Source organism: Streptomyces sp. E2N166 (genome assembly GCF_003671715.1).
Classification (GTDB): Bacteria; Actinomycetota; Actinomycetes; order Streptomycetales; family Streptomycetaceae; genus Streptomyces; species Streptomyces thinghirensis.
Genome location: NZ_RAIF01000031.1, coordinates 106,813 through 126,756, shown reverse-complemented (window position 1 = coordinate 126,756; position 19,944 = coordinate 106,813). Strand labels below are relative to the sequence as shown.

Genomic DNA, 19,944 nt, shown 5'->3' with positions numbered 1-19,944 from the left:
CTCGCCGAGCCCACCGCGCCCGCCGTGGCCGACGCGCCCAGGCCCAGCAGCAGCCGGACCACCGGCAGCACGGCGTCGGCGCGTCCGGTGTCCAGGTCGGCCGCGAAGCCGGGTATGCCGGATCCGGCCGTCGTCACACTCCCCCGCCCCGCCGGTCCACGCCGGACCAGCTCGCCGAGGCTGCGGCGCACTCCCGGCTCGTAGGCCGAGAAGGTGCGCCGCAGCAGCGGCAGCACGTCCGTGAACGCCTCCGCCGGTACGCCGGTCAGCCAGGCGTCGACCAGCGCCAGCAGCCGCTCGTCGTGGAGGAACAGCATGCCGCCGCCCGAGCCGCCTCCTACGAAACCCTCGATCCAGGCCGCCGCGTCCGCCGGTGGCGTTCCCGGGGACAGCACCAGGCCCATGAACCGCGCCGCCTCGTCCGGCGCCAGCTCGCCGTCGTCCAGCAGGAGCCGTACGGCACGCCCCCGGACGACGCCGGGCACGGTGTCCCGCGCGGAGAGGGTGCGCAGCACGGTCTGCCAACGGGACCGGAGATCGACGTGGCCCGGCGCGGGGGCGTCACCGAGAAGGCCCACCGCGCCGTGCACGGCGTCCACGTGCCGGCGCATCTCCTCGGCCGCGTCGGCATCCAGCGCGGCACAGGCCGGGGGCAGGCCGACGAAGACCCGTTCGGCGAGGCCCGCGGCGACCTCGGCCAGTGCGCCGGTGTCGGTGCCGCGCACATCGCCGTACCGCAGGGAACGGACCAGGGCCGGCAGGGCCTGGGCGAGGTGGCCGACGTCCGTGTCGAGCGCCGCGCGGTCGGCGAGTATCCGCATCACCGGGGGGAGCGCGTCCGGCAGTTCGGCCAGCAGGCAGCGTTCGGCGAGCGCGGTGACCTCGGCCAGACCCCGCGCGGTGACGGCGTCCGCCTCTGCTCTGGCGGTCGCGGCGGCGAGCACGGTCGTGCCCCACACCCCGGCCTCGGCGACCCGCACCGACAGCTCCGGCTCCCAGCGCAGCCGCCACGTCTCCCGGAACGTACCCGTGCTGCCTCGCGAGGTGGCCGGCTCGCCCCACCCGACGCCGAGCAGCCGCAGCCGGTGCAGCAGTCTGCTGCGCCCCGCGTCGGTCTCCTTGCGCAGGTCGAGCTCCAGCTCCCGCTCCGGCGCCTCGGGTTTGAGCCGCAGCCGCCGCTGGGTCCGGGCGAGGTCCCGCTGCAACGGCACCGCGGGCGCACCGGCGGGCACCTCCCCCAGCACGTCCCCCACGACCAACCGGTCGTGCACCAGCGCCAGCGGCACGTCCGAGCCCTCACACATCACCGCGCGCACGGCGTCCGTCGTCTCGCTCAGCCCGGGCAGCGGACGGCCGCGCAGCACCGCGAGGGTCTCGGCCAGCCGCACCGCCTCGATGACGTGTGCCGAGGAGACGTTCCGGTCCTCCTCCCGCAGCAGCCCGGCCACCTTGGTCAGCCACCGTTCGACGGGCCGGTCCGCCGCGCCGAACAGGTGCCCGTACCAGCCCGGCGACTCGATGCCCGCCCCGTACCCACTGGCCCGGGACAGCCGGCGGTGTGTCCAGGGCACCCAGGTCATGTCCACCTTGGTCCTGGGCAGCCCCTTCAACAGCGCCCGGTCGGCGGCGACGGTGACCTTGCGGCGGAGCGCGGGCACGTGCCAGGCCCCGCAGACCACGGCGACGCCCTGGGTGAACTCGCGCCGCGCCGCCCGTACCTGGAGCCGCATGTACGCCTCCCGCACCAGGTCCCGGTCGTGCCCGCCGCCCTTCTCCGTCTCCCGCAGCGCCCCCATGGCCTCCTCCAGCGCCGTGAACGGGGCGAGCGCGTCCCCGTCTCCCGTGCCCCGGTGCTCGACGACGTCCTCCCACCAGCGTTCGGGGTCGTCGTGGCCGGCAGCCTCGGCCAGGGCCGCGAGCGGATCTGCCCGGACGCCGGGGAAGTCGGTCCCGGACTCGTCCCCCTCCCTCCCCTCGTCCTCCTTCTCCTCGTCGCCGGCGCACTCCGCTGCCTGCCACGCCAGCGTGTGCGTGGCCGGGAGGTCGATGAAGCGGGCCGGGACACCGTGTTCCAGGGCCCAGCGGACGGCCACCCACTCCGGGGAGAACTCGGCCAGCGGCCAGAAGGCCGAACGGCCGGGATCGTCCACGGCGTGGGCGAGGAGTGCGACCGGCGGCCGCATGTCCTCCTCGGCGGCCAGCGGGATCAGGGTGTCGGCCTCCGGCGGCCCCTCGATCAGCACGATCCCCGGCCGGGCCGCCTCCAGCGCGGCGCGGACCGCGCGTGCCGACCCCGGGCCGTGGTGGCGTACGCCGAGCAGCAGCGGCCCACCACCGGGACCACCGGCCCCACCCGGCGTGCCGGACCGCCCGCTCCCGGCCCGGTCAGTGCCCGTCACGCCGTCCCCCTCGCCTACGGGTCCAGCTCGAATCCCCGTCGTCCCCCGTCGTGCCGGCCACGGGGGCACCCGTCCGAAGCGGCGTCCGCCTCCGCATGCCGTTCACGCGCTCACCTCCCGGCACGCCCGGTAGAAGTCCTTCCAGCCGTCGCGCTCGCGGACGACCGTCTCCAGGTACTCCTGCCAGATGACGCGGTCGGCGGCCGGGTCGCGGACGACGGCGCCGAGGATGCCGGCGGCGACGTCGCCGGACCGCAACACCCCGTCGCCGAAGTGGGCGGCCAGCGCGAGGCCGCCTGTGACGACGGAGATGGCTTCGGCCGTCGACAGCGTGCCGCTGGGCGACTTCACCTTCGTACGCCCGTCACTCGTCAGTCCGTCGCGCAGCTCGCGGAAGACGGTGACGACACGGCGGATCTCGTCGATGCCGTCGGGCACCGACGGCAGGTCGAGGGAGCGGCCGATCTCGTCGACGCGGCGGGAGACGATCTCGACCTCGGCCTCGGCGGTCTCCGGCAGCGGCAGCACCACGGTGTTGAAGCGGCGACGCAGGGCGCTGGACAGCTCGTTGACCCCGCGGTCGCGGTCGTTGGCGGTGGCGATCAGGTTGAATCCGCGGACCGCCTGCACCTCCTGGCCCAGCTCAGGTATCGGCAGGATCTTCTCCGACAGGATCGTGATGAGCGTGTCCTGCACGTCGGCCGGGATACGGGTCAGTTCCTCCACCCGGGCGGTCATGCCGTCCGCCATGGCCCGCATGACCGGGCCGGGCACGAGCGCGTCGCGGCTGGGGCCGTGGGCGAGGAGCTGCGCGTAGTTCCAGCCGTAGCGGATCGCCTCCTCGGGTGTGCCGGCCGTGCCCTGCACCAGCAGGGTCGAGTCGCCGCTGACGGCCGCCGCGAGGTGTTCCGACACCCAGGTCTTCGCGGTGCCGGGCACACCGAGCAGGAGCAGGGCGCGGTCGGTGGCGAGCGTGGTGACGGCGACCTCGACGATGCGGCGCGGGCCCACGTACTTCGGGGTGATCACCGTGCCGTCGGGCAGGGTGCCGCCGAGCAGGTAGGTGGCGACGGCCCACGGCGACAGCCTCCAGCGGGCAGGGCGAGGGCGGTCGTCCTGCGCGGCCAGCGCGGCGAGTTCGGCCGCGAAGGCGTGCTCGGCGTGCGGCCGCAACGCCTCCGCCCCGGGCTCGGCCCCATTCCGGTCCGGGTCGACGGACGGCGGTTCCACGGGCGTCGGTTCCACGGACGGCGGTTCAACGGGCTTCGGTCCCGCGGACACGGGCATGGCTGATTCCCCCTCCAGCTCGGCCGGTTCGATCTGTCATCCACGGTGCACCACGCCACTGACAATCGCTCCGACCTGCACAAACGCTCTCGGTCGATCGATTGTCAGTGGCGGGACCTACCTTCGATGGCATGACTCAGCAGGGGGTGCGCTGGACTGCGGACCAGGTGCTGGCACTGGCGCCTGACGCCGCGTCACGCAGAGCGGGCGGCAGACTCGGCGCGGCAGGGCCGTGGTCCGAGGTGGGGAGTTCCGACGAGGGGGCGGTGTGGGGACTGTGCAAGGGCAGCGGCAGCGAGCCGTATCAGACGGTCGTCGACGTCTCGGACATGTCCGGGCCCGCGTACAAGTGCGGTTGCCCGAGCCTCAAGTTCCCGTGCAAGCACGCGCTCGGGCTACTGCTGCTCTGGGCGGTCGGCGACGGTGTGGTGGCGGGGGCCAAGGCGCCGGACTGGGCGGAGCGGTGGATCGCCGGACGGCGCGAGCGCGCGGAGGAGAAGAGGACGGCGGGCGGCTCCGGGGCAGGGACCGCCGATCCCGAGGCGGCGCGGCGCCGGGCGGAGCAGCGGGCCGGGCGGATCACCGCTGGCGCGACGGAGCTGGAGCAGCGCCTGACGGACCTCCTGCGCGGCGGCCTGGCCGGCGCGGAGCAGGCGGGCTATGAGCTGTGGGAGGAGACGGCGGCCCGCATGGTCGACGCCCAGGCATCGGGGCTGGCCGCGCGTGTACGGGAGCTGGGCGCCATACCCTCGTCCGGATCCGGATGGCCGGTCCGCCTGCTGGAGGAGTGCGCCCTTCTCCACCTTCTCGACCAGGGCTGGCTGCGCCGTGAGCAGTTGCCGGACGGCCTGGCGGCGACGGTCCGTGCGCGCGTCGGCCTGTCGGCGTCCGCGGACGGCCCTGCGGTACGGGACCGCTGGCTGGTCCTCGCCCAGTACGACACCTCGGACACGCGGCTGACGACCCGTCGCATCTGGCTGTACGGCGCACAGACGGAACGCGCCGTGCTGCTCCTCTCCTACGGCGCCGCGGGCCGGGCCCCGGAACCCGCACTGCCGGTGGGGCTGGCCCTTGATGCGGAGGTGTCGGCGTATCCGGGCGCCGGGCAGCAGCGAGCCGCCCTGGGAGAGCAGTTCGCGCCGCCCGCCCCCACGGAGCTGCGCCCGAAGGGGGCGACGACGTCCCAGGCGGCCGTTCGTTACGGCGAGGCTCTCCGCGACGACCCGTGGCTGGAGTCGGTGCCGGTGACCCTGGATCAGGTCGTCCCGGTGCCGGACGGCGACCACTGGCAACTGGCGGACGCCGACCGGGACACGGCGCTGCCGCTCGCCCCGGCGGCCGGAAACCGTCCGGGCCTGTGGCGCCTGGTCGCCCTGTCGGGCGGCGCACCCGTCAAGGTCTTCGGCGAGTGCGGCCACCGGGGCTTCACTCCGCTGACGGCATGGCCGGCCGGACCGGGCGGGGCGGTGCCGCTGTGCTGACCCGCCCCACGTATGAGAACGGAATGCCGGCGGAAGGGAACCGCATGACCAGGACACCCGTTCCCGCGGACGCGCCCGTGCCGGGCGTCTGGGAGGAACTCGTCACCTCGGCGCTGCTCGGCACGGACCGGCGCACTCCCCCGGGCTGCGAGCCCGGCCCGCGCGCACCGGCGGAGCTGTTGGACGCGGCGGCGGCCGAGACCGTTCGCCGGCGCGCCGGCCTGTGCCCGGCCCGCGCGGCCCGGCGCCCCGAACCGGTTCCCGACGATCCCCGCCCCCCGTTGCCGGCCGCGGCCGCCCACCGGCTCACGATGCTGCTCACCGATCGGCCCGGGACGGCGGGCGGCGGCCGCAGAGGCACCGCGCCCGACCTGATGGAACTGCTGCCCCAGTGGCTGGCCACGGCGAACGCCCGCGGATTCGCGGCACCGCCACAGGCGGTCCCGGCCCTGCTGGACGCGGCACGGGGGCGTACGGACCTGCGTCCGGCGGCGCTGACGTTCGCGGGGCCCCGCGCTCTGTGGCTGGCCCGGCTGAATCCGGACTGGCGGTTCGCCCTGCGCGCCACGCCTGGCGGAGGCACCGCACTGCCCGGCCCCGAGGCCACGGAGCGGGTACGTCGGCTCTGGGAGGAGGGTCTGTTCGCCGAACGGGTGGCCCTGCTGGCGGCCCTGCGCGCCCGCGATCCCGCCACCGCGCGCGAGCTGCTGGCCTCGACCTGGGCCACCGAGCGGGCCGAGGACCGGCTGATGTTCCTCGACTCGCTGCGAACGGGGCTGGAGCAGGCGGACGAGCCGTTCCTGGAGCAGGCCCTGGCCGACCGCAGCCGCAACGTACGGGCGACGGCCGCGGAGTTGCTGTCGGCGCTGCCCGACTCGGCGCTCGCCGCGCGGATGGCGGCGCGGGCCGTGACGTGCGTGTCCCTCGACCGCGCGCTGTCCCCACCTGCGATCGCCGTCGAGGCGCCCCACGAGTGCGACGCGGGTATGGAGCGGGACGGCGTCGTGGCCAAGCCGCCCTCGGGGCGGGGGGAACGGTCGTGGTGGTTCGGCCAGTTGGTGGAGGCGGCCCCGCTCGGGACCTGGTCGGCACGGCTTGGTGGACGTACCCCCGAGGAGATCGCCGCCCTGCCGGTGACGGACGACTGGCGGAGCGACCTGCACGCCGCGTGGTGCCGGGCCGCGGTACGGCAGCGGAACGGCGCGTGGGCGAGGGCGCTGCTGGGAGCGCCCACGGCACCCGAGGCAGGGGGGCCGGGCGCGGTGTCCCTGGCCGAGCGGGCCAAACTGCTCGGGACCCTCGACGCCGGAGAGCGGGCCGAGTGGGTCGCCGGGTTCATAGCGACGCACGGTCTGTCCGAAGCCTTCCAGCTGCTCGGGATGTGCGGGGTGCCGTGGGCCCCGCCGCTCGGACGGGCGGTGGTCGACGCGCTCAACATCGCCCGTGACGCCGGAAGCTACCCATGGAGTTTCAGCGGCGTCATGGGGCTGGCCGAGCGCTGCCTCGACCCCTCGGAGGCGGGCCGCCTCGATGGCCTGCTGGCGATACCGGACGAACCGGAGGACGCGTCGCCGGGCGCCGGCGGGTACTGGGCGGAGGCGTTCCAGCGGCTCGTGAGGACCTTGCGGTTGCGTGCCGCGATGGCCGAGGAATTGGGGGCGGGTCAGGAGGAGCGTCGGCGTTGAGGCCGTGGGCGGACCACACCGCCCGGCACCCGGAGGTGCCACCCGCGCCACCCGCGCCACCCGCGACCCAGCAGGCCCTGGGCCGCCGACGCCGGCCTCGTGCTGCCGCCACCGGCCGTGTCGTGTCGGCACCCGTGGGCAGTCGTCCGCAGGCACCGGCATCGTGCGCGGCCCGCGCCGCCGGAGGCCGGGTGGCTACGCCCCCGCGGGCTCCCGCACGTTCGCCCGTACCCAGTTCACGATCGACGCCGTCGTCGCGCCGGGCGTGAAGATCTCCGCGACGCCTTTCTCCTTCAGCGGGGCGATGTCCGCCTCGGGGATGATCCCGCCGCCGAAGACCAGGATGTCCGCCGCGTCCCGCTCCCTGAGCAGCTCGATCACGGCGGCGAAGAGCGTGTTGTGCGCACCGGAGAGGATGGACAGCCCGATCGCGTCGGCGTCCTCCTGGATCGCGGTGTCCACGATCTGCTCGGGTGTCTGGTGGAGCCCGGTGTAGATGACCTCCATACCGGCGTCGCGCAGCGCCCGCGCGATCACCTTGGCCCCGCGATCGTGGCCGTCGAGCCCCGGCTTGGCCACCACCACGCGGATCGGACCGGCTGCCACACCCATCACTGCCTCCATGAAGCGACTACATCCATCCGTACCGACAAGTACCGCACACTTCGCCGACGCCGTACACAGCAGCACGGCGCACACGAGGCGCCCATCCGCGCACGGATCGTGCACCGCTTGCGCAAAGTGCACGCCTCCGCGGCACAGACGCCCCGCACCACATCGTCCGGGGAAGTGAACGAACGTTATCGCCAGCATCCCGCAACCGGCAGTTTCACGGTGGATACAGAGGGGGAAATCACACGGTGGGACACGTTCGCCGCGAGCAGTTCCGGGGCGCGGCGGCAACACGCGCACGGAGAGCCGCAGCGAGGGCAGGACAGGGCAGCAGCGGGCCTCGTCGCCGCATCACCGACACCACAGGGCTCACAGGGCTCACAGAGCGCTGACGCGGCATATCGGCACGCCCGCACGGGCAAACCTCGCAAACATCACCAATCACTGGTGTCACGGCTCTCCACGAGGGCACACGGGGGACAGAGGCGTCCCTGCGCGTGCCGACAGGAGGTCGGCCCATGAAGGTCACCACGGCAGCACTGCCCCTTCTCCAGCTCTGTCAGCGTTTCCTGCCAGGGCTACCGGGACCACCGGGACTACCGGGACTGGGACTACCGGAGCTGGCGGCCCTCCCGGGCCGGCTGACGGGGCTTTCCCTGACCCTCCTGAAGGCAAGCGCCCTGGAGGTCGCGATCCTCGCCGGGCACCTTCTCCTCTATCCCTCGGGGATCATCCAGGAGCGCCGCCCGGCGTGCGCCCTCCCGACTGCGGGGTCCCAGGACCCGCAGCCCTCTCCTCCCACTCCCCGCCTCCCGGCCCGCACCAGCCCCCCGGTCGTCCTGGTACACGGCTTCATCGACAACCGCTCGGTCTTCCTCCTCCTGCGCCGCAGCCTGGCCCAGCACGGCAGACACCAGATCGAGTCGCTGAACTACTCCCCGCTGACCTGCGACATCCGCACCGCGGCCGAGCTGCTCGGCCGGCAAGTGGAAGAGATCTGCGAGCGGACGGGCAGCGAGCGCGTCGACATCGTGGGACACAGCCTCGGCGGGCTGATCGCGCGCTATTACGTGCAGCGCCTCGCCGGAGACCTCCGTGTCCGGACACTCGTGACGCTCGGCACCCCCCACACCGGCACTCGGGTGGTCCCGCTGGCGAACGCGCACCCGATCGTGCGCCAGATGCGCCCCGGCTCGGCGGTACTCGAGGAGCTGACCCGCCCCTCGCCCGGCTGCCGTACGCAGTTCGTCAGCTTCTGGAGCGACCTGGACCGCGTGATGGACCCGCTGGAGACCGCCTGCCTGGACCACCCCGACCTGACCGTGCAGAACGTACGGGTGAGCGGCATCGGCCACCTCGCGCTGCCCGTGCACCCCGCCGTGGCAACCGGAATTCGCCAGGCGCTCGACACCGACGCGCCGGAGGCGGACCCGGAGACCGGAAAGCGGGACGGTGGCCTGACGGTCGCCTGAACGGCCCTGAGACGGCGCGAAGACCGCGGAACTCGGCGGACACAACCCGTTCAGCATCGAACAAACATCGAACACAAAGCCAAACTCGTGCCCGCCGTCCCCCAAAACACGGCCGATTGCCCGTTTCCTTCGCGCGTGAAACCTGACGAAGATTGTCGTGCCCGTATACCGCCGGGTACAGTCGCCGCACTGCTCTGGCAGCCCCTGTTGTCGAGGCGAAAGAGAAGTTGGTGAACGACCGTCACCCGTCGGGGACCATGACCACCCCGGCCTCGGCTTCCGACGCCGATCCGGCGCAGTACGCGTCGTACGGCACAGGGGAGGCCCAGTACGGCGACCTCACCACGTACGGCGGATACGACACCACTGGTTTCGCCACCGGCGCCTCCGCCACGGCCACCTTCGACGCCGACCCTCTCTTCGGGAGCCTCCCGGGGCAGGACACCGGCGGCTACAACACCACGGGCTCGTACGACACCACGGGTTCCTACGACGCCACCCAGTGGTCCACCGGCAGCGGGCAGTCGCTGAACTACGACGCGCACGCGGCTCAGCACCACGCCGCCTACGACACCGGCGCCTACGACACGACCACGTGGACGGCGGACGTCCCGCAGCCCGCCTCCGTGCCATCGCAGGCCACGAGCGTCGAGGCCACCGGTCAGTGGGACACCGGCGCCTGGTCCCAGCCGGGCCAGTCGGGCGATCCGTCCGACGGGACCCAGCAGTGGAACTGGGGCACGCAGACCTTCGAAACCGGCACCTTCGCGACCGGCACGCTCGCGACCGACGCCCTGGAAACCGGTACCTACGAGACCGGTACCTACGAGACCGGTATCTACGAGACCGGCGCCTATGGGACCGGCACGTTCGCGACCGGCGCGTTCGACACCGGCGCCTACGACGCCACGCAGTGGAACTCCGACGGCACCACGGCGCAGACACCGGAGGCACCGGAGGAGACGCCGGAGACGCCGGAGAACACCGCGACGGACGCCCAACCCGCTGCCGACGAACCCGGCCCGAACGACGACGGGTTGGCCGCCACCGGCGAACTCCCCACCGTGACCGTTCTCCTGGATGGCCAGGAAGAGGCCACCCCGGCCGCCCTGATCCCTGCCGCACGCACCGCCTCCCGCGGCGGGTCGCGTTCCCGCCGCCGCCAGCCCGCCAAGCGCTCGGCACTGATGACCATCGCCGTACCGTCGGCCTGCGTGATGAGCGTCGCCGGTATCGCCGCCGCCTCCGTCGATGGCCTGACCGGCGACGACGGCACGGAGACCACGGCCTCCGCGGCGGACGCGGGCGGCGGCGCGGAAGCCGCGCCGGTGAAGCCGTCCACCGCCAACAACAAGCTGGACACCCAGCTCACGAGCCTCGCCGCCGGAGCCGACGACTTCGCCGACCGGGCCAGCCGGACGCAGGAACGCATCGACCTCAAGGCCCAGCAGGCCGCCGAGAAGAGGCGGGCGGCGGAGGAGGCGGCCCGCAAGGAGCGGCTGCGCCCCAAGTTCGCGCTCCCGGTCGCCCAGCACGGCCTCAGCGCGTACTACGGCCAGGCCGGCATCAACTGGATGTCCGTGCACAGCGGCATCGACTTCCCCGTCTCGTACGGCACGACGGTGATGGCCGCGACCGACGGCACGGTCCGCACGCAGTACAACAGCGCGTACGGAAACATGATGATCGTGACCGCGAAGGACGGCACGGAGACGTGGTACTGCCACCTCTCCAGTTACCAGGTTCCCTCCGGTACGACCGTCAAAGCCGGCGACGCGATCGCCTTCTCCGGCAACTCGGGCAACTCGACCGGACCGCACCTGCACTTCGAGGTGCGCCCCTCGGGCGGCTCGGCGATCGACCCGCTCTCGTGGCTGCGCAGCCACGGCCTCAACCCGTCGTGACGCCGTAACGTCTCAGCAGGCCGGCCCCGAGATCGCACCCCGGCCGGCGTGGGGCGGGCCAAAGCACCCGCACCACCCACGCCGCCCGCACGTCAGAGCTTCTCCACCGGCGCGTACCGCAGCAGCAGTCGCTTCGGCTTGGTGTCCCCGAAGTCGATCGTCGCCTCGGCGTTCGATCCGGTGCCCTTGATCCCGACCACCGTCCCGAGCCCGAACTGGTCGTGCGTGACGCGGTCACCGACCGACAGCGCGACCGTCGGCTGCTCGGCGGACCGGCGCGTGGCGAAGCCGGACGCGCCCGATGCCGAGGAACGGGACCGGGACGACGACAGCGAGGCCGCCACGCCCGAGACCGGTGCGGAGGGCGCGGGTCCGTTCGCCCCGGTCCGCTTCCACTCCAGGTGAGGTGCCGGGATCTCCTCCAGGAAGCGCGAGGGCGGGTTGTACGACGGCTGCCCCCAGGCGCTGCGCAGCGTCGACCGGGTCAGGTACAGCCGCTCGCGGGCGCGCGTGATGCCGACGTACGCCAGCCGCCGCTCCTCCTCCAGCTCCTTGGCCTGGCCGAGGGCGCGCATGTGCGGGAAGACGCCGTCCTCCATGCCGGTGAGGAAGACGACCGGGAACTCCAGGCCCTTGGCGGTGTGCAGGGTCATCAGGGTGACGACGCCGTCGCCGTCCTCCTCGTCCGGGATCTGGTCGGAGTCGGCGACCAGGGCGACCTTCTCCAGGAAGTCGGCCAGCGTTCCGGCCTCCTCGCTCTCGGCCCGCTCCTGCTCGAACTCCAGGGCGACTGCCGCGAGTTCCTGGAGGTTCTCGATGCGGGTCTCGTCCTGCGGGTCGGTGGAGGCCTGCAACTCGGCGAGGTAGCCGGTGCGTTCGAGGATCGCCTCCAGCACGGTCGCCGGACCGGCGCCGGACTCGACGATCGTGCGGAGGTCCTCCATGAGCGTGTTGAACCGCTTGACGGCGTTGGCGGAGCGCGCGGCCATGCCGTACGCCTCGTCGACCCGCTTGAGGGCCTGCGGGAAACTGATCTTCTCGCGCTGGGAGAGGGCGTCGATCATGGCCTCGGCACGGTCGCCGATGCCGCGCTTGGGGACGTTGAGGATGCGGCGCAGCGGCACCGAGTCCTCGGGGTTGGCCAGCACCCGCAGGTAGGCCAGGACGTCCCGGACCTCCTTGCGCTCGTAGAAGCGGACGCCGCCGACGACCTTGTAGGGCAGGCCGACGCGGATGAAGACCTCTTCGAAGACACGGGACTGCGCGTTGGTGCGGTAGAAGACGGCGACGTCGCCGGCCTTCGCCTCGCCCGCGTCGGTGAGGCGGTCTATCTCGTCGGCGACGAACTGGGCCTCGTCGTGCTCGGTGTCGGCGACGTACCCGGTGATCTGCGAGCCGGCGCCCTGGTTGGTCCACAGGTTCTTGGGACGGCGGGACTCATTGCGCTCGATGACCGCGTTGGCGGCGGTGAGGATCGTCTGGGTGGAGCGGTAGTTCTGCTCCAGGAGGATCGTCGTCGCGTCCGGGTAGTCCTCCTCGAACTGGAGGATGTTGCGGATGGTGGCGCCGCGGAAGGCGTAGATCGACTGGTCGGCGTCGCCCACCACGCACAGCTCGGCGGGCGGGACCTCGGCCTCGGGCGGCACGTCGACGGCGTGCTCGGTGGTGCCGACGAGCTCGCGGACCAGGGAGTACTGGGCGTGGTTGGTGTCCTGGTACTCGTCGACCAGGACGTGCCGGAAGCGGCGGCGGTAGTGCTCGGCGACGTCCGGGAAGGCGCGGAGCAGGTTGACCGTCGTCATGATCAGGTCGTCGAAGTCGAGGGCGTTGGCCTCGCGCAGCCGCGACTGGTAGAGGGCGTACGCCTGCGCGACGGTCTTCTCGAAACCGTCGGCCGCCTGGGCGGCGAAGTCCTCCTCGTCGATCAGCTCGTTCTTCAGGTTGCTGACCTTGGCGCTGAAGGACTTGGGCGGGAAGCGCTTGGGGTCCAGGTCCAGGTCGCGGCAGACCAGCGCCATGAGCCGCTTGGAGTCGGCCGCGTCGTAGATCGAGAAGGACGAGGTGAACCCGAGCTTCTTCGACTCGCGGCGCAGGATGCGGACGCACGCGCTGTGGAAGGTCATCACCCACATCGCGTTCGCGCGCGGGCCGACGAGCTGCTCCACGCGCTCCTTCATCTCGCCCGCGGCCTTGTTGGTGAAGGTGATGGCGAGGATCTGGCCGGGGTGAACGCTCCGCTCGGCCAGCAGGTGGGCGATGCGGTGGGTGAGCACGCGGGTCTTGCCCGAGCCCGCGCCGGCCACGATGAGCAATGGGGAGCCGGAGTGGACGACGGCGGCGCGCTGGTTCTCGTTCAGCCCCTCCAGGAGCGCGGCCGCGTCCAGGGCGGGGCGCGGGGCACCGTCCCGGTAGTGGGTGTCCCGCTCCGGCGGCGCGTCGAACTTCCCGGCGAACAGATCGTGCGGAACCGGCTCCGGTCCGTGATCGTCCTCGGGCGGCGGCGGAGGTTCCTCCTCGTGACCCCGGGGGGTCTGGAGGCTCGCCAGGAAGCTGTCGTCAAAGAGGCTGCTCATCGCTCTCCGAGTCTAGGGCGCCCCACCGACAACCCGCCGCCACCCCGGAAAATGGCCGGGACCCCGCCTCCGGGCACGCCCTGCGACAGAGCGGGCGACGAAGAGTGACCGAAGTGGGGCCGCACACCGGAGGTCACGAAAATGTATCGGGCATATCACCCACCAACCTTCACAGCCGCCACACGAGTTGGCTACGGTGCGGGCAGGCCGCACGACCCCCTCCGGCGAACCTCGCCGGGCCGCGCGGCCTCCGCCGAGTCCGGCGTGCCCGCACGGCGCCCGGAGCCGGGGACCCGACCGAGAACCTTGGGGTGAATCGGCCGCACCGCCCTCCACGGGGCGGATCCGCCGTAGGGCAACCCTTCCGAACCACACCGCCCGAACCCGACAGCTAACCCGGTAGGCGGAACTTTGGAAGGAGTCGCCTCCTTGGCGTCGCACCGCAAGTCGCGTCCCACGGGTACGCGCGTCGCAGGCATACGGACCCCCGCCCTCGCCACGGCGGCCCTCACCTCCGTCGCCCTGCTGTCCCAGACGGCCACCGCCGCGCCGACGGACGACGACAGGCCGAGCCTCGAAGAGGTCGAGAAGAAGGTCGACGACCTGTACCGCCAGGCGGGGTCGGCGACGGAGAAGTACAACGCGGTCAAGGAGAAGACCTCCAAGCAGCGCAAGCGCGTCGACACCCTCCTCGACGACGTCGCCGAGCGCACCCAGAAGCTCAACGAGGCGCGCGAGGAGCTGGGTTCCTTCGCCTCCGCCCAGTACCGCACGGGCTCCACGGTTCCGGAGACCGCGACCTTCCTGCTCGCGGACTCGCCGCAGGACTATGTCGACCGGACCCACCTGATGGACCGGCTCACCGGGCGCCAGAAGGACGCGGTCGACGACTACGTCACACAGCAGTCCGAGACGATGGAGAAGCGCCGGGAGGCCACCGAGAGCCTCCAGACGCTCACCGAGTCGCAGAGCGACCTCAAGACGGCCAAGGCCACCGTCCAGAAGAAGCTCGCCACCGCGCGTGAGCTGCTCTCCGAGCTGACCGCCGAGGAGAAGGCCAGGCTCGCGGCGATCGAGAAGAGGAAGCAGGAGGAGGCCGCCCGCAAGGCCGCGGAACTCGCGAAGCAGCAGGCCGAGGAGCGCAAGCGGCAGGAGGAGGCCGACCGGCGGGAAAGCGACGCCTCCTCGGGCTCATCCACCTCCTCGGGCTCGTCCGGCTCCAGCGGCGCCGGTACGGAAGCCGGGTCCTCCACTCCGGACTCCGCCTACGGCACCAAGGCCGAGAAGGCGCTCGCCTTCGCCCGCGCCCAGATCGGCAAGCCGTACGTCTGGGGCGCCACCGGCCCCGACTCCTACGACTGCTCGGGCCTGACCCAGGCCGCCTGGAAGGACGCGGGGGTGACACTGCCGCGCACCACCTACGACCAGGTCGACGCCGGCACGACCGTCCCGGTCTCCCAGGCCCGGCCCGGCGACCTGGTCTTCTTCTACGACGACCTCAGTCACGTCGGCCTCTACATCGGCAACGGCATGATGATCCACGCCCCGAAGCCGGGCGCGTACGTCCGCGAGGAGTCGATCTTCTACGACGGCGAGTCGTCGATCCACAGCGTGGTGCGCCCGGCCTGAGCCGCGCGGGTCCTTAGCATCGGGCGCATGTCATCCGGCACCCCCACCACCACCCCCCACCCCCTGCGCGCCTGGTGGGCGCAGCGTCCGCCGGCGGCCGGGGCGGCGGTCATGGCGACCGGCATCCTGTCGGTCGCCCTGCACCTGACGGGCCACGAGGTCCTGTCCCGGATCGCCCTGGTCCTGGCCTGCGCCGCCTGGCTGACACTGACGGCGAACTTCGTCTACCTGCTGCTGGTCGAGCGGGCGCAGTGGGTGACGCGAGCCGGGACGCCGGGCGCGCTCACCGCCGTCGCCGCGACGACCGTGCTCGGCACCCGCATCTCCCTGTTCGGCTGGTCACCCGTGGCGGCGGCGCTGCTGGCGCTGGCGGCGCTGCTGTGGCCGGGACTGCTGTACCTGGTCGTCACGCACTGGGGGCGCCGCATGCCCGGCGCGGTGTTCCTGGGCTGCGTGGCCACGGAGGGGCTGGCCGTACTGGGCGCCACACTGGCCGCCGCCACCTCGACGGCCTGGCTGGCGCACGCGTCCCTGGTGCCGTTCTGGCTCGGGATCGTGCTCTACCTGATCGCACTGTTCCGCTTCGATCTGCGGCAGGTGGCCCGAGGTTCGGGAGACCACTGGGTGGCGGGCGGCGCCCTCGCCATCTCGGCCCTCGCCGGCGCCAAGCTCCTCGCGGCGGCCGGGTCGGGCATGTACCTGTGGAACGACGACGACTACGCCGTCCTGCACGACGTGACCGTCTTCCTGCTCGCTCTCGACCTAGCCTGGTACGCCGTACTGCTCGCCGCCGAGATCGCGTGGCCCCGGATCCGCTACGACGTGCGCCGCTGGTCGACCGTGTTCCCCCTCGGTATGACGGCGGCGGCGACGCTGTCCGTCGCCGCCGTCCTCGACGTCCCGTGGCTGGACGCGCCCGGTCAGGCGCTGCTGTGGATCGCGGTGGCCGCGTGGCTGGCGGTCGCGGCGGGGGCGGTCTTCCAGGCCCGGTCGGGGCTGCGGTCGGCCGCGGGTGCGGACGCCGGGGAGATCAGGTCCACAGCACCGCGATGAAGATGTTCGCCACGGTCAGCAGGCCCACCAGGCCGAACAGTGGCTTCTCCACCTTCTCGTCGTCGCGCTTCACGTAGACGAGGCCGAGGATCACGATCAGCAGGGCGAGCTTGACGCCCATCTTGACGTTGTCGACGGACTGATCGTCGGCCTGGTTGAGGCCGATCAGGACGACGCCGGTGACCAGCATCGTCAGTGCGCCGTGCAGCATCGCGGGGACGAAACGGGCCGTGCCCTGGCCCATCGCCTTCATCTGGGTCAGGAAGCCCCCGAGGAGCGAGGCGATGCCGATGATGTGCAGACCGACGAAAAAGTGGATGAGTACGTCCATGGGGCCGGAGCCTAATCACGGGTCGGACACCCTCGGACACCGGCCCGGCGGAGGCAACGACCCGGGGCGCATATATGCACCCCATAACACCTCATGCCCCTCGTGCGTCTCCGATGCGGGACATCGGTCATCACCCTGCGTGAAGACGACGGCCGCAGGGCGAGCCCTCAGTCACATTCGGTCGCCCGTCGATCCGGTACCGCCACTTCCGCGCATCCCGTCACCCGGCCGTTACCGCCGCGCCTAGGTTCCTCCCGCAGGCAACCGGAGTCGAGTCGTACGGAAGGACGTGCATCGCAGGTGGGAACGCACCGCAGGCCGCGACAGCGCACGACGGGCGGCGGGAGGGCCCGAACGGCGGCCACGATCACCCTCGCGGGCGCGGCGACGGCGACCGGGCTGGCCGCCGGCACCGGGCACGCCGATCCGGAACCGACGCCGGCGCAGGTCAAGGCCAAGGTGGACAAGCTCTACCAGGAGGCGGAGGTCGCCACCGAAAAGTACAACGGCGCGAAGGAGAAGGCGGACGCCGCCGAGCAGCGCCTGGAGAAACTGCGGGACGAAGCGGCCCGCAAGGCGGCCCGGCTCAACTCCACCCGGGAGCGACTCGGTTCGGTCGCGGCTGCCCAGTACCGCAGCGGCGGCCTCGACCCGGCCCTGCAACTAGCGCTCTCCGCCGACCCCGACCGGTATCTCGACGGCGCCGCCTTCATCGAGCGGGTGGGCAGCCGGCAGGCGGCCGCCGTGGGCAGGGCCCGCGAGGAACTGCGGGAGATCGAGCAACTGCGCGGAGCCGCCCGCATCGAGGCGACCTCACTGACGTCACGCCGGGCGGAGCTGAAACGTCACCGCACGACCATCACCGGCAAGTTGGACACGGCCCGCCGCCTGCTGTCCCGGCTGACCGCCGAGGAACGCGCCCGCCTCGGCCACGGCACGGACGACCGTGCCTCGCGCTCGTCGGCGGACTCCCGGGACGCCTTGCCCGCCGCTTCCGCCCAGGCCCCCGACTCCCGCGCCGCGGCGGCCGTCGCCTACGCCCACCGGAAGCTCGGCAGCCCCTATGTGTGGGGCGCGACCGGCCCCGACGCCTTCGACTGCTCCGGCCTCACCCAGGCCGCGTACCGCGCCGCCGGCGTCTCCCTGCCCCGCACGACCTACGCCCAGATCGACGCGGGCCGCCGTGTCTCACGCTCCGAACTGCGTCCGGGGGACCTGGTGTTCTTCTACTCGGGCATCAGCCACGTCGGCATCTACATCGGCGAGGGGCAGATGATCCACGCCCCGAACCCGTCGGCACCGGTCCGCGTCGCCCCCGTCGACCAGATGCCGTTCGCGGGGGCTGCGCGGGTGGCGTAGCGCCGGTACCCGCGTGCCCGACGAGGCGCTCCTGGCCGCTTTGGCAACGGTGGACCGGAGGCTCCGGGGGCCGGACCGCATGCCGTGCGCGCACGGTCACACCAGCCGCCGTGCCGTGGCCCATCGCGTCAGCTCGTGCCGGTTGGACAGCTGGAGCTTGCGGAGGACCGCCGAGACGTGGGACTCGACCGTCTTCACCGAGATGTACAGCTGCTTGGCGATCTCCTTGTACGCGTAGCCGCGGGCGATCAGGCGCAGCACCTCGCGCTCGCGCTGGGTGAGGCGGTCGAGGTCCTCGTCGACCGGCGGGGCGTCGGTGGAGGCGAACGCGTCGAGGACGAAGCCGGCCAGGCGCGGGGAGAAGACGGCATCGCCCTCCTGGACGCGGAAGACCGAGTTCACCAGGTCCGTACCGGTGATCGTCTTGGTCACGTAGCCCCGGGCGCCGCCGCGGATCACGCCGATCACGTCCTCCGCCGCGTCCGAGACGGACAGGGCGAGGAAGCGGACGGGCCGATCGGCGTCGCTCATCAAGGGGGCGCAACGACGCAGGACTTCGACCCCGCCACCGCCCGGGAGGTGTACGTCGAGGAGGACCACCTCCGGCCGGGTCGCGGTGATGACCGTGACGGCCTGGTCGACGTCGGCGGCCTCGCCGACGACCTCGACGCCGGTCTGCGCGGTCTGGCCGATCTCGGCCTGGACGCCGGTGCGGAACATGCGGTGGTCGTCGACGAGCACCACGCGCACGTGACGCTCCCCCGCGCCGCCGTTCGCCGGCTGTGCGGGCTGGGCCGCCTCGCCCTCTCCCGCCGTTCCGTTCGCCTCGGTCGGGTCGCTCATGACGTCTTCTCCGCCCTCTCCATCTCCAGCTCGACCTCCGTGCCGCCGTCCGGCACCGCGCGCAGCCGCGCCGTGCCGCCGTTGCGCTCCATGCGGCCGATGATCGATTCTCTGACGCCCATCCGGTCGGCGGGTATCGAGTCGAGGTCGAAGCCGGGGCCGCGGTCCCGGACGGACACGAAGACCGTCCTGCCCTCGACTTCGGCGAAGACCTGTACGGCGCCGCCCTCGCCACCGTACTTGGCGGCGTTCACCATCGCCTCGCGTCCCGCCTGCATCTGTGCGCTGATTCTCTCGTCGAGCGGGCAGTCGCCGACCACCACGACCTCGATGGGGACGCCGTGCTTGTCCTCGACCTCCGCGGCATCGCGCTTCACGGCCTCGGCGAGGGTGGTGGGCTCGTCGTCCTCGTCCTTGCCGTTGCCCTCCGGCTTGTAGAGCCAGGCGCGCAGGTCGCGCTCCTGGGCGCGGGCGAGACGGCGCACCTCGCCCGCGCTCTCCGCGTTGCGCTGGATCAAGGTCAGGGTGTGCAGCACCGAGTCGTGGACGTGGGCGGCGACCTCGGCCCGCTCCTGGGCCCGGATGCGCATCAGCCGCTCCTCGGAGAGGTCCTGCGTCATGCGCACCAGGTAAGGGCCGGCGAGGAGCGTTATACCGACGAGGACGGCGAGGGCCGCCTGCAGGACGGAGCCGAGGTGGGCGGCGGATCCCTGGAGGACGAAGATGCCGGTGACACCGGCCGTCACCAGCAGGACGCCGGCCACGGAGCGCAGCAGGGTGACGGTGCGCCGGTGGCGTCCGACCTCGGCCCAGCGGGCCCTGCGGGCGTTGTCCGCCTGGCGCCAGACGAGGGCGACGCCGGCGCCGACGAGCACGGTCGGCCAGAGGTAGGCCTTGGCTCCGCCGCCGAGGTCGACGTTGCCCACGAAGACCAGGGCCACGACGACCATGAGGAGCAGGGCGACGATCTGGCCCTTGTCGGGCTTGCGGGCGACGAGTCTGCGGCGGCCGTCCGGCGAGGTCTCGGAGGTGACCAGGGACGGCGGCCGCTGCGCGTCGACACCGCCGACGCCCAGCGGTACGAAGAACCAGAAGGCCGCGTACAGCAGCGCGCCCAGGCCGTCGGCCATGAACAGGCCGACGAAGGCGAACCGCACCCAGATGACGGGCAGCCCGAGGTGTCCGGCGAGCCCCCGCGCCACGCCACCGAGCCAGCGTCCGTCGCTGCTGCGGTAGAGCTTGCGCGGCGGCCGCGGTTCGACGAGTGGTGCTGCAGCTGCGGCTTCCGGCATGACACAGATGGTCACACGGCCGGG

Annotated in this window: 14 protein-coding genes and 1 riboswitch; of the genes, 7 read left to right on the top strand and 7 right to left on the bottom strand. The window is 72.5% G+C overall.

The features are described from left to right. Both EBH09_RS22545 and EBH09_RS22540 read right to left on the bottom strand, forming a co-directional pair. On the bottom strand, positions 1–2,399 hold a 2,399-nt coding region (locus EBH09_RS22545; protein WP_121749495.1), incomplete at its 3' end, for a DUF5682 family protein. Between the two features lie 102 nt (positions 2,400–2,501). Then, positions 2,502–3,686: an AAA family ATPase gene (locus tag EBH09_RS22540; protein WP_193776474.1), complete on the bottom strand. Its 1,185-nt coding sequence runs from the start codon at positions 3,684–3,686 to the stop codon at positions 2,502–2,504. 131 nt (positions 3,687–3,817) lie between these two features. Between EBH09_RS22540 and EBH09_RS22535 the strand changes: the two genes are divergently transcribed. Both EBH09_RS22535 and EBH09_RS22530 read left to right on the top strand, forming a co-directional pair. Continuing rightward, positions 3,818–5,167 (top strand): SWIM zinc finger family protein, encoded by a 1,350-nt coding sequence (locus tag EBH09_RS22535; protein WP_121748765.1) that lies wholly within the window; start codon positions 3,818–3,820, stop codon positions 5,165–5,167. A 44-nt stretch (positions 5,168–5,211) separates the two neighbouring features. Continuing rightward, the gene (locus EBH09_RS22530) at positions 5,212–6,852 is read left to right on the top strand and encodes a DUF5691 domain-containing protein (protein WP_121749493.1); all 1,641 of its coding nucleotides are present in this window, start codon (positions 5,212–5,214) and stop codon (positions 6,850–6,852) included. Positions 6,853–7,047: 195 nt separating this feature from the next. On the opposite strand, the gene EBH09_RS22525 is transcribed toward EBH09_RS22530, so the two are convergent. Beyond that, the gene (locus tag EBH09_RS22525; RefSeq protein ID WP_121748764.1) at positions 7,048–7,464 is read right to left on the bottom strand and encodes a cobalamin B12-binding domain-containing protein; all 417 of its coding nucleotides are present in this window, start codon (positions 7,462–7,464) and stop codon (positions 7,048–7,050) included. 518 nt (positions 7,465–7,982) lie between these two features. On the opposite strand from EBH09_RS22525, the gene EBH09_RS22520 reads away from it, so the two are divergent. Then, complete coding sequence (locus tag EBH09_RS22520) at positions 7,983–8,936, top strand: alpha/beta fold hydrolase (RefSeq protein WP_121748763.1); 954 nt, start codon at positions 7,983–7,985, stop codon at positions 8,934–8,936. A gap of 230 nt (positions 8,937–9,166) precedes the next feature. Beyond that, positions 9,167–10,840, top strand: a complete 1,674-nt coding sequence (locus EBH09_RS22515; RefSeq protein WP_121748762.1) for a M23 family metallopeptidase — start codon at positions 9,167–9,169, stop codon at positions 10,838–10,840. A gap of 92 nt (positions 10,841–10,932) precedes the next feature. On the opposite strand, the gene pcrA is transcribed toward EBH09_RS22515, so the two are convergent. Next, positions 10,933–13,413: a DNA helicase PcrA gene (pcrA, locus tag EBH09_RS22510; protein ID WP_121748761.1), complete on the bottom strand. Its 2,481-nt coding sequence runs from the start codon at positions 13,411–13,413 to the stop codon at positions 10,933–10,935. A gap of 241 nt (positions 13,414–13,654) precedes the next feature. Next, a riboswitch (cyclic di-AMP (ydaO/yuaA leader) is annotated at positions 13,655–13,836 on the top strand. A gap of 6 nt (positions 13,837–13,842) precedes the next feature. On the opposite strand from pcrA, the gene EBH09_RS22505 reads away from it, so the two are divergent. Together EBH09_RS22505 and EBH09_RS22500 are read left to right on the top strand one after the other, a co-directional pair. Next, positions 13,843–15,042 (top strand): C40 family peptidase, encoded by a 1,200-nt coding sequence (locus EBH09_RS22505; protein WP_121748760.1) that lies wholly within the window; start codon positions 13,843–13,845, stop codon positions 15,040–15,042. A gap of 27 nt (positions 15,043–15,069) precedes the next feature. After that, complete coding sequence (locus tag EBH09_RS22500; protein ID WP_121748759.1) at positions 15,070–16,095, top strand: tellurite resistance/C4-dicarboxylate transporter family protein; 1,026 nt, start codon at positions 15,070–15,072, stop codon at positions 16,093–16,095. Here EBH09_RS22500 and EBH09_RS22495 read toward each other — a convergent pair. Continuing rightward, positions 16,073–16,426 carry a hypothetical protein gene (locus EBH09_RS22495; RefSeq protein ID WP_121748758.1) on the bottom strand — a complete coding sequence of 118 codons (354 nt, stop codon included), beginning with the start codon at positions 16,424–16,426 and terminating at the stop codon, positions 16,073–16,075. The genes EBH09_RS22500 and EBH09_RS22495 overlap by 23 nt on opposite strands. Before the next feature lie 300 nt (positions 16,427–16,726). Between EBH09_RS22495 and EBH09_RS22490 the strand changes: the two genes are divergently transcribed. Further along, positions 16,727–17,785 carry a C40 family peptidase gene (locus EBH09_RS22490; protein ID WP_121748757.1) on the top strand — a complete coding sequence of 353 codons (1,059 nt, stop codon included), beginning with the start codon at positions 16,727–16,729 and terminating at the stop codon, positions 17,783–17,785. A 96-nt stretch (positions 17,786–17,881) separates the two neighbouring features. On the opposite strand, the gene EBH09_RS22485 is transcribed toward EBH09_RS22490, so the two are convergent. Together EBH09_RS22485 and EBH09_RS22480 are read right to left on the bottom strand one after the other, a co-directional pair. Continuing rightward, positions 17,882–18,628 (bottom strand): response regulator transcription factor, encoded by a 747-nt coding sequence (locus EBH09_RS22485; RefSeq protein ID WP_121748756.1) that lies wholly within the window; start codon positions 18,626–18,628, stop codon positions 17,882–17,884. Beyond that, positions 18,625–19,920: an ATP-binding protein gene (locus tag EBH09_RS22480; protein ID WP_121748755.1), complete on the bottom strand. Its 1,296-nt coding sequence runs from the start codon at positions 19,918–19,920 to the stop codon at positions 18,625–18,627. Before EBH09_RS22480 ends, EBH09_RS22485 begins: the two co-directional genes overlap by 4 nt. Positions 19,921–19,944: the final 24 nt, after the last annotated feature.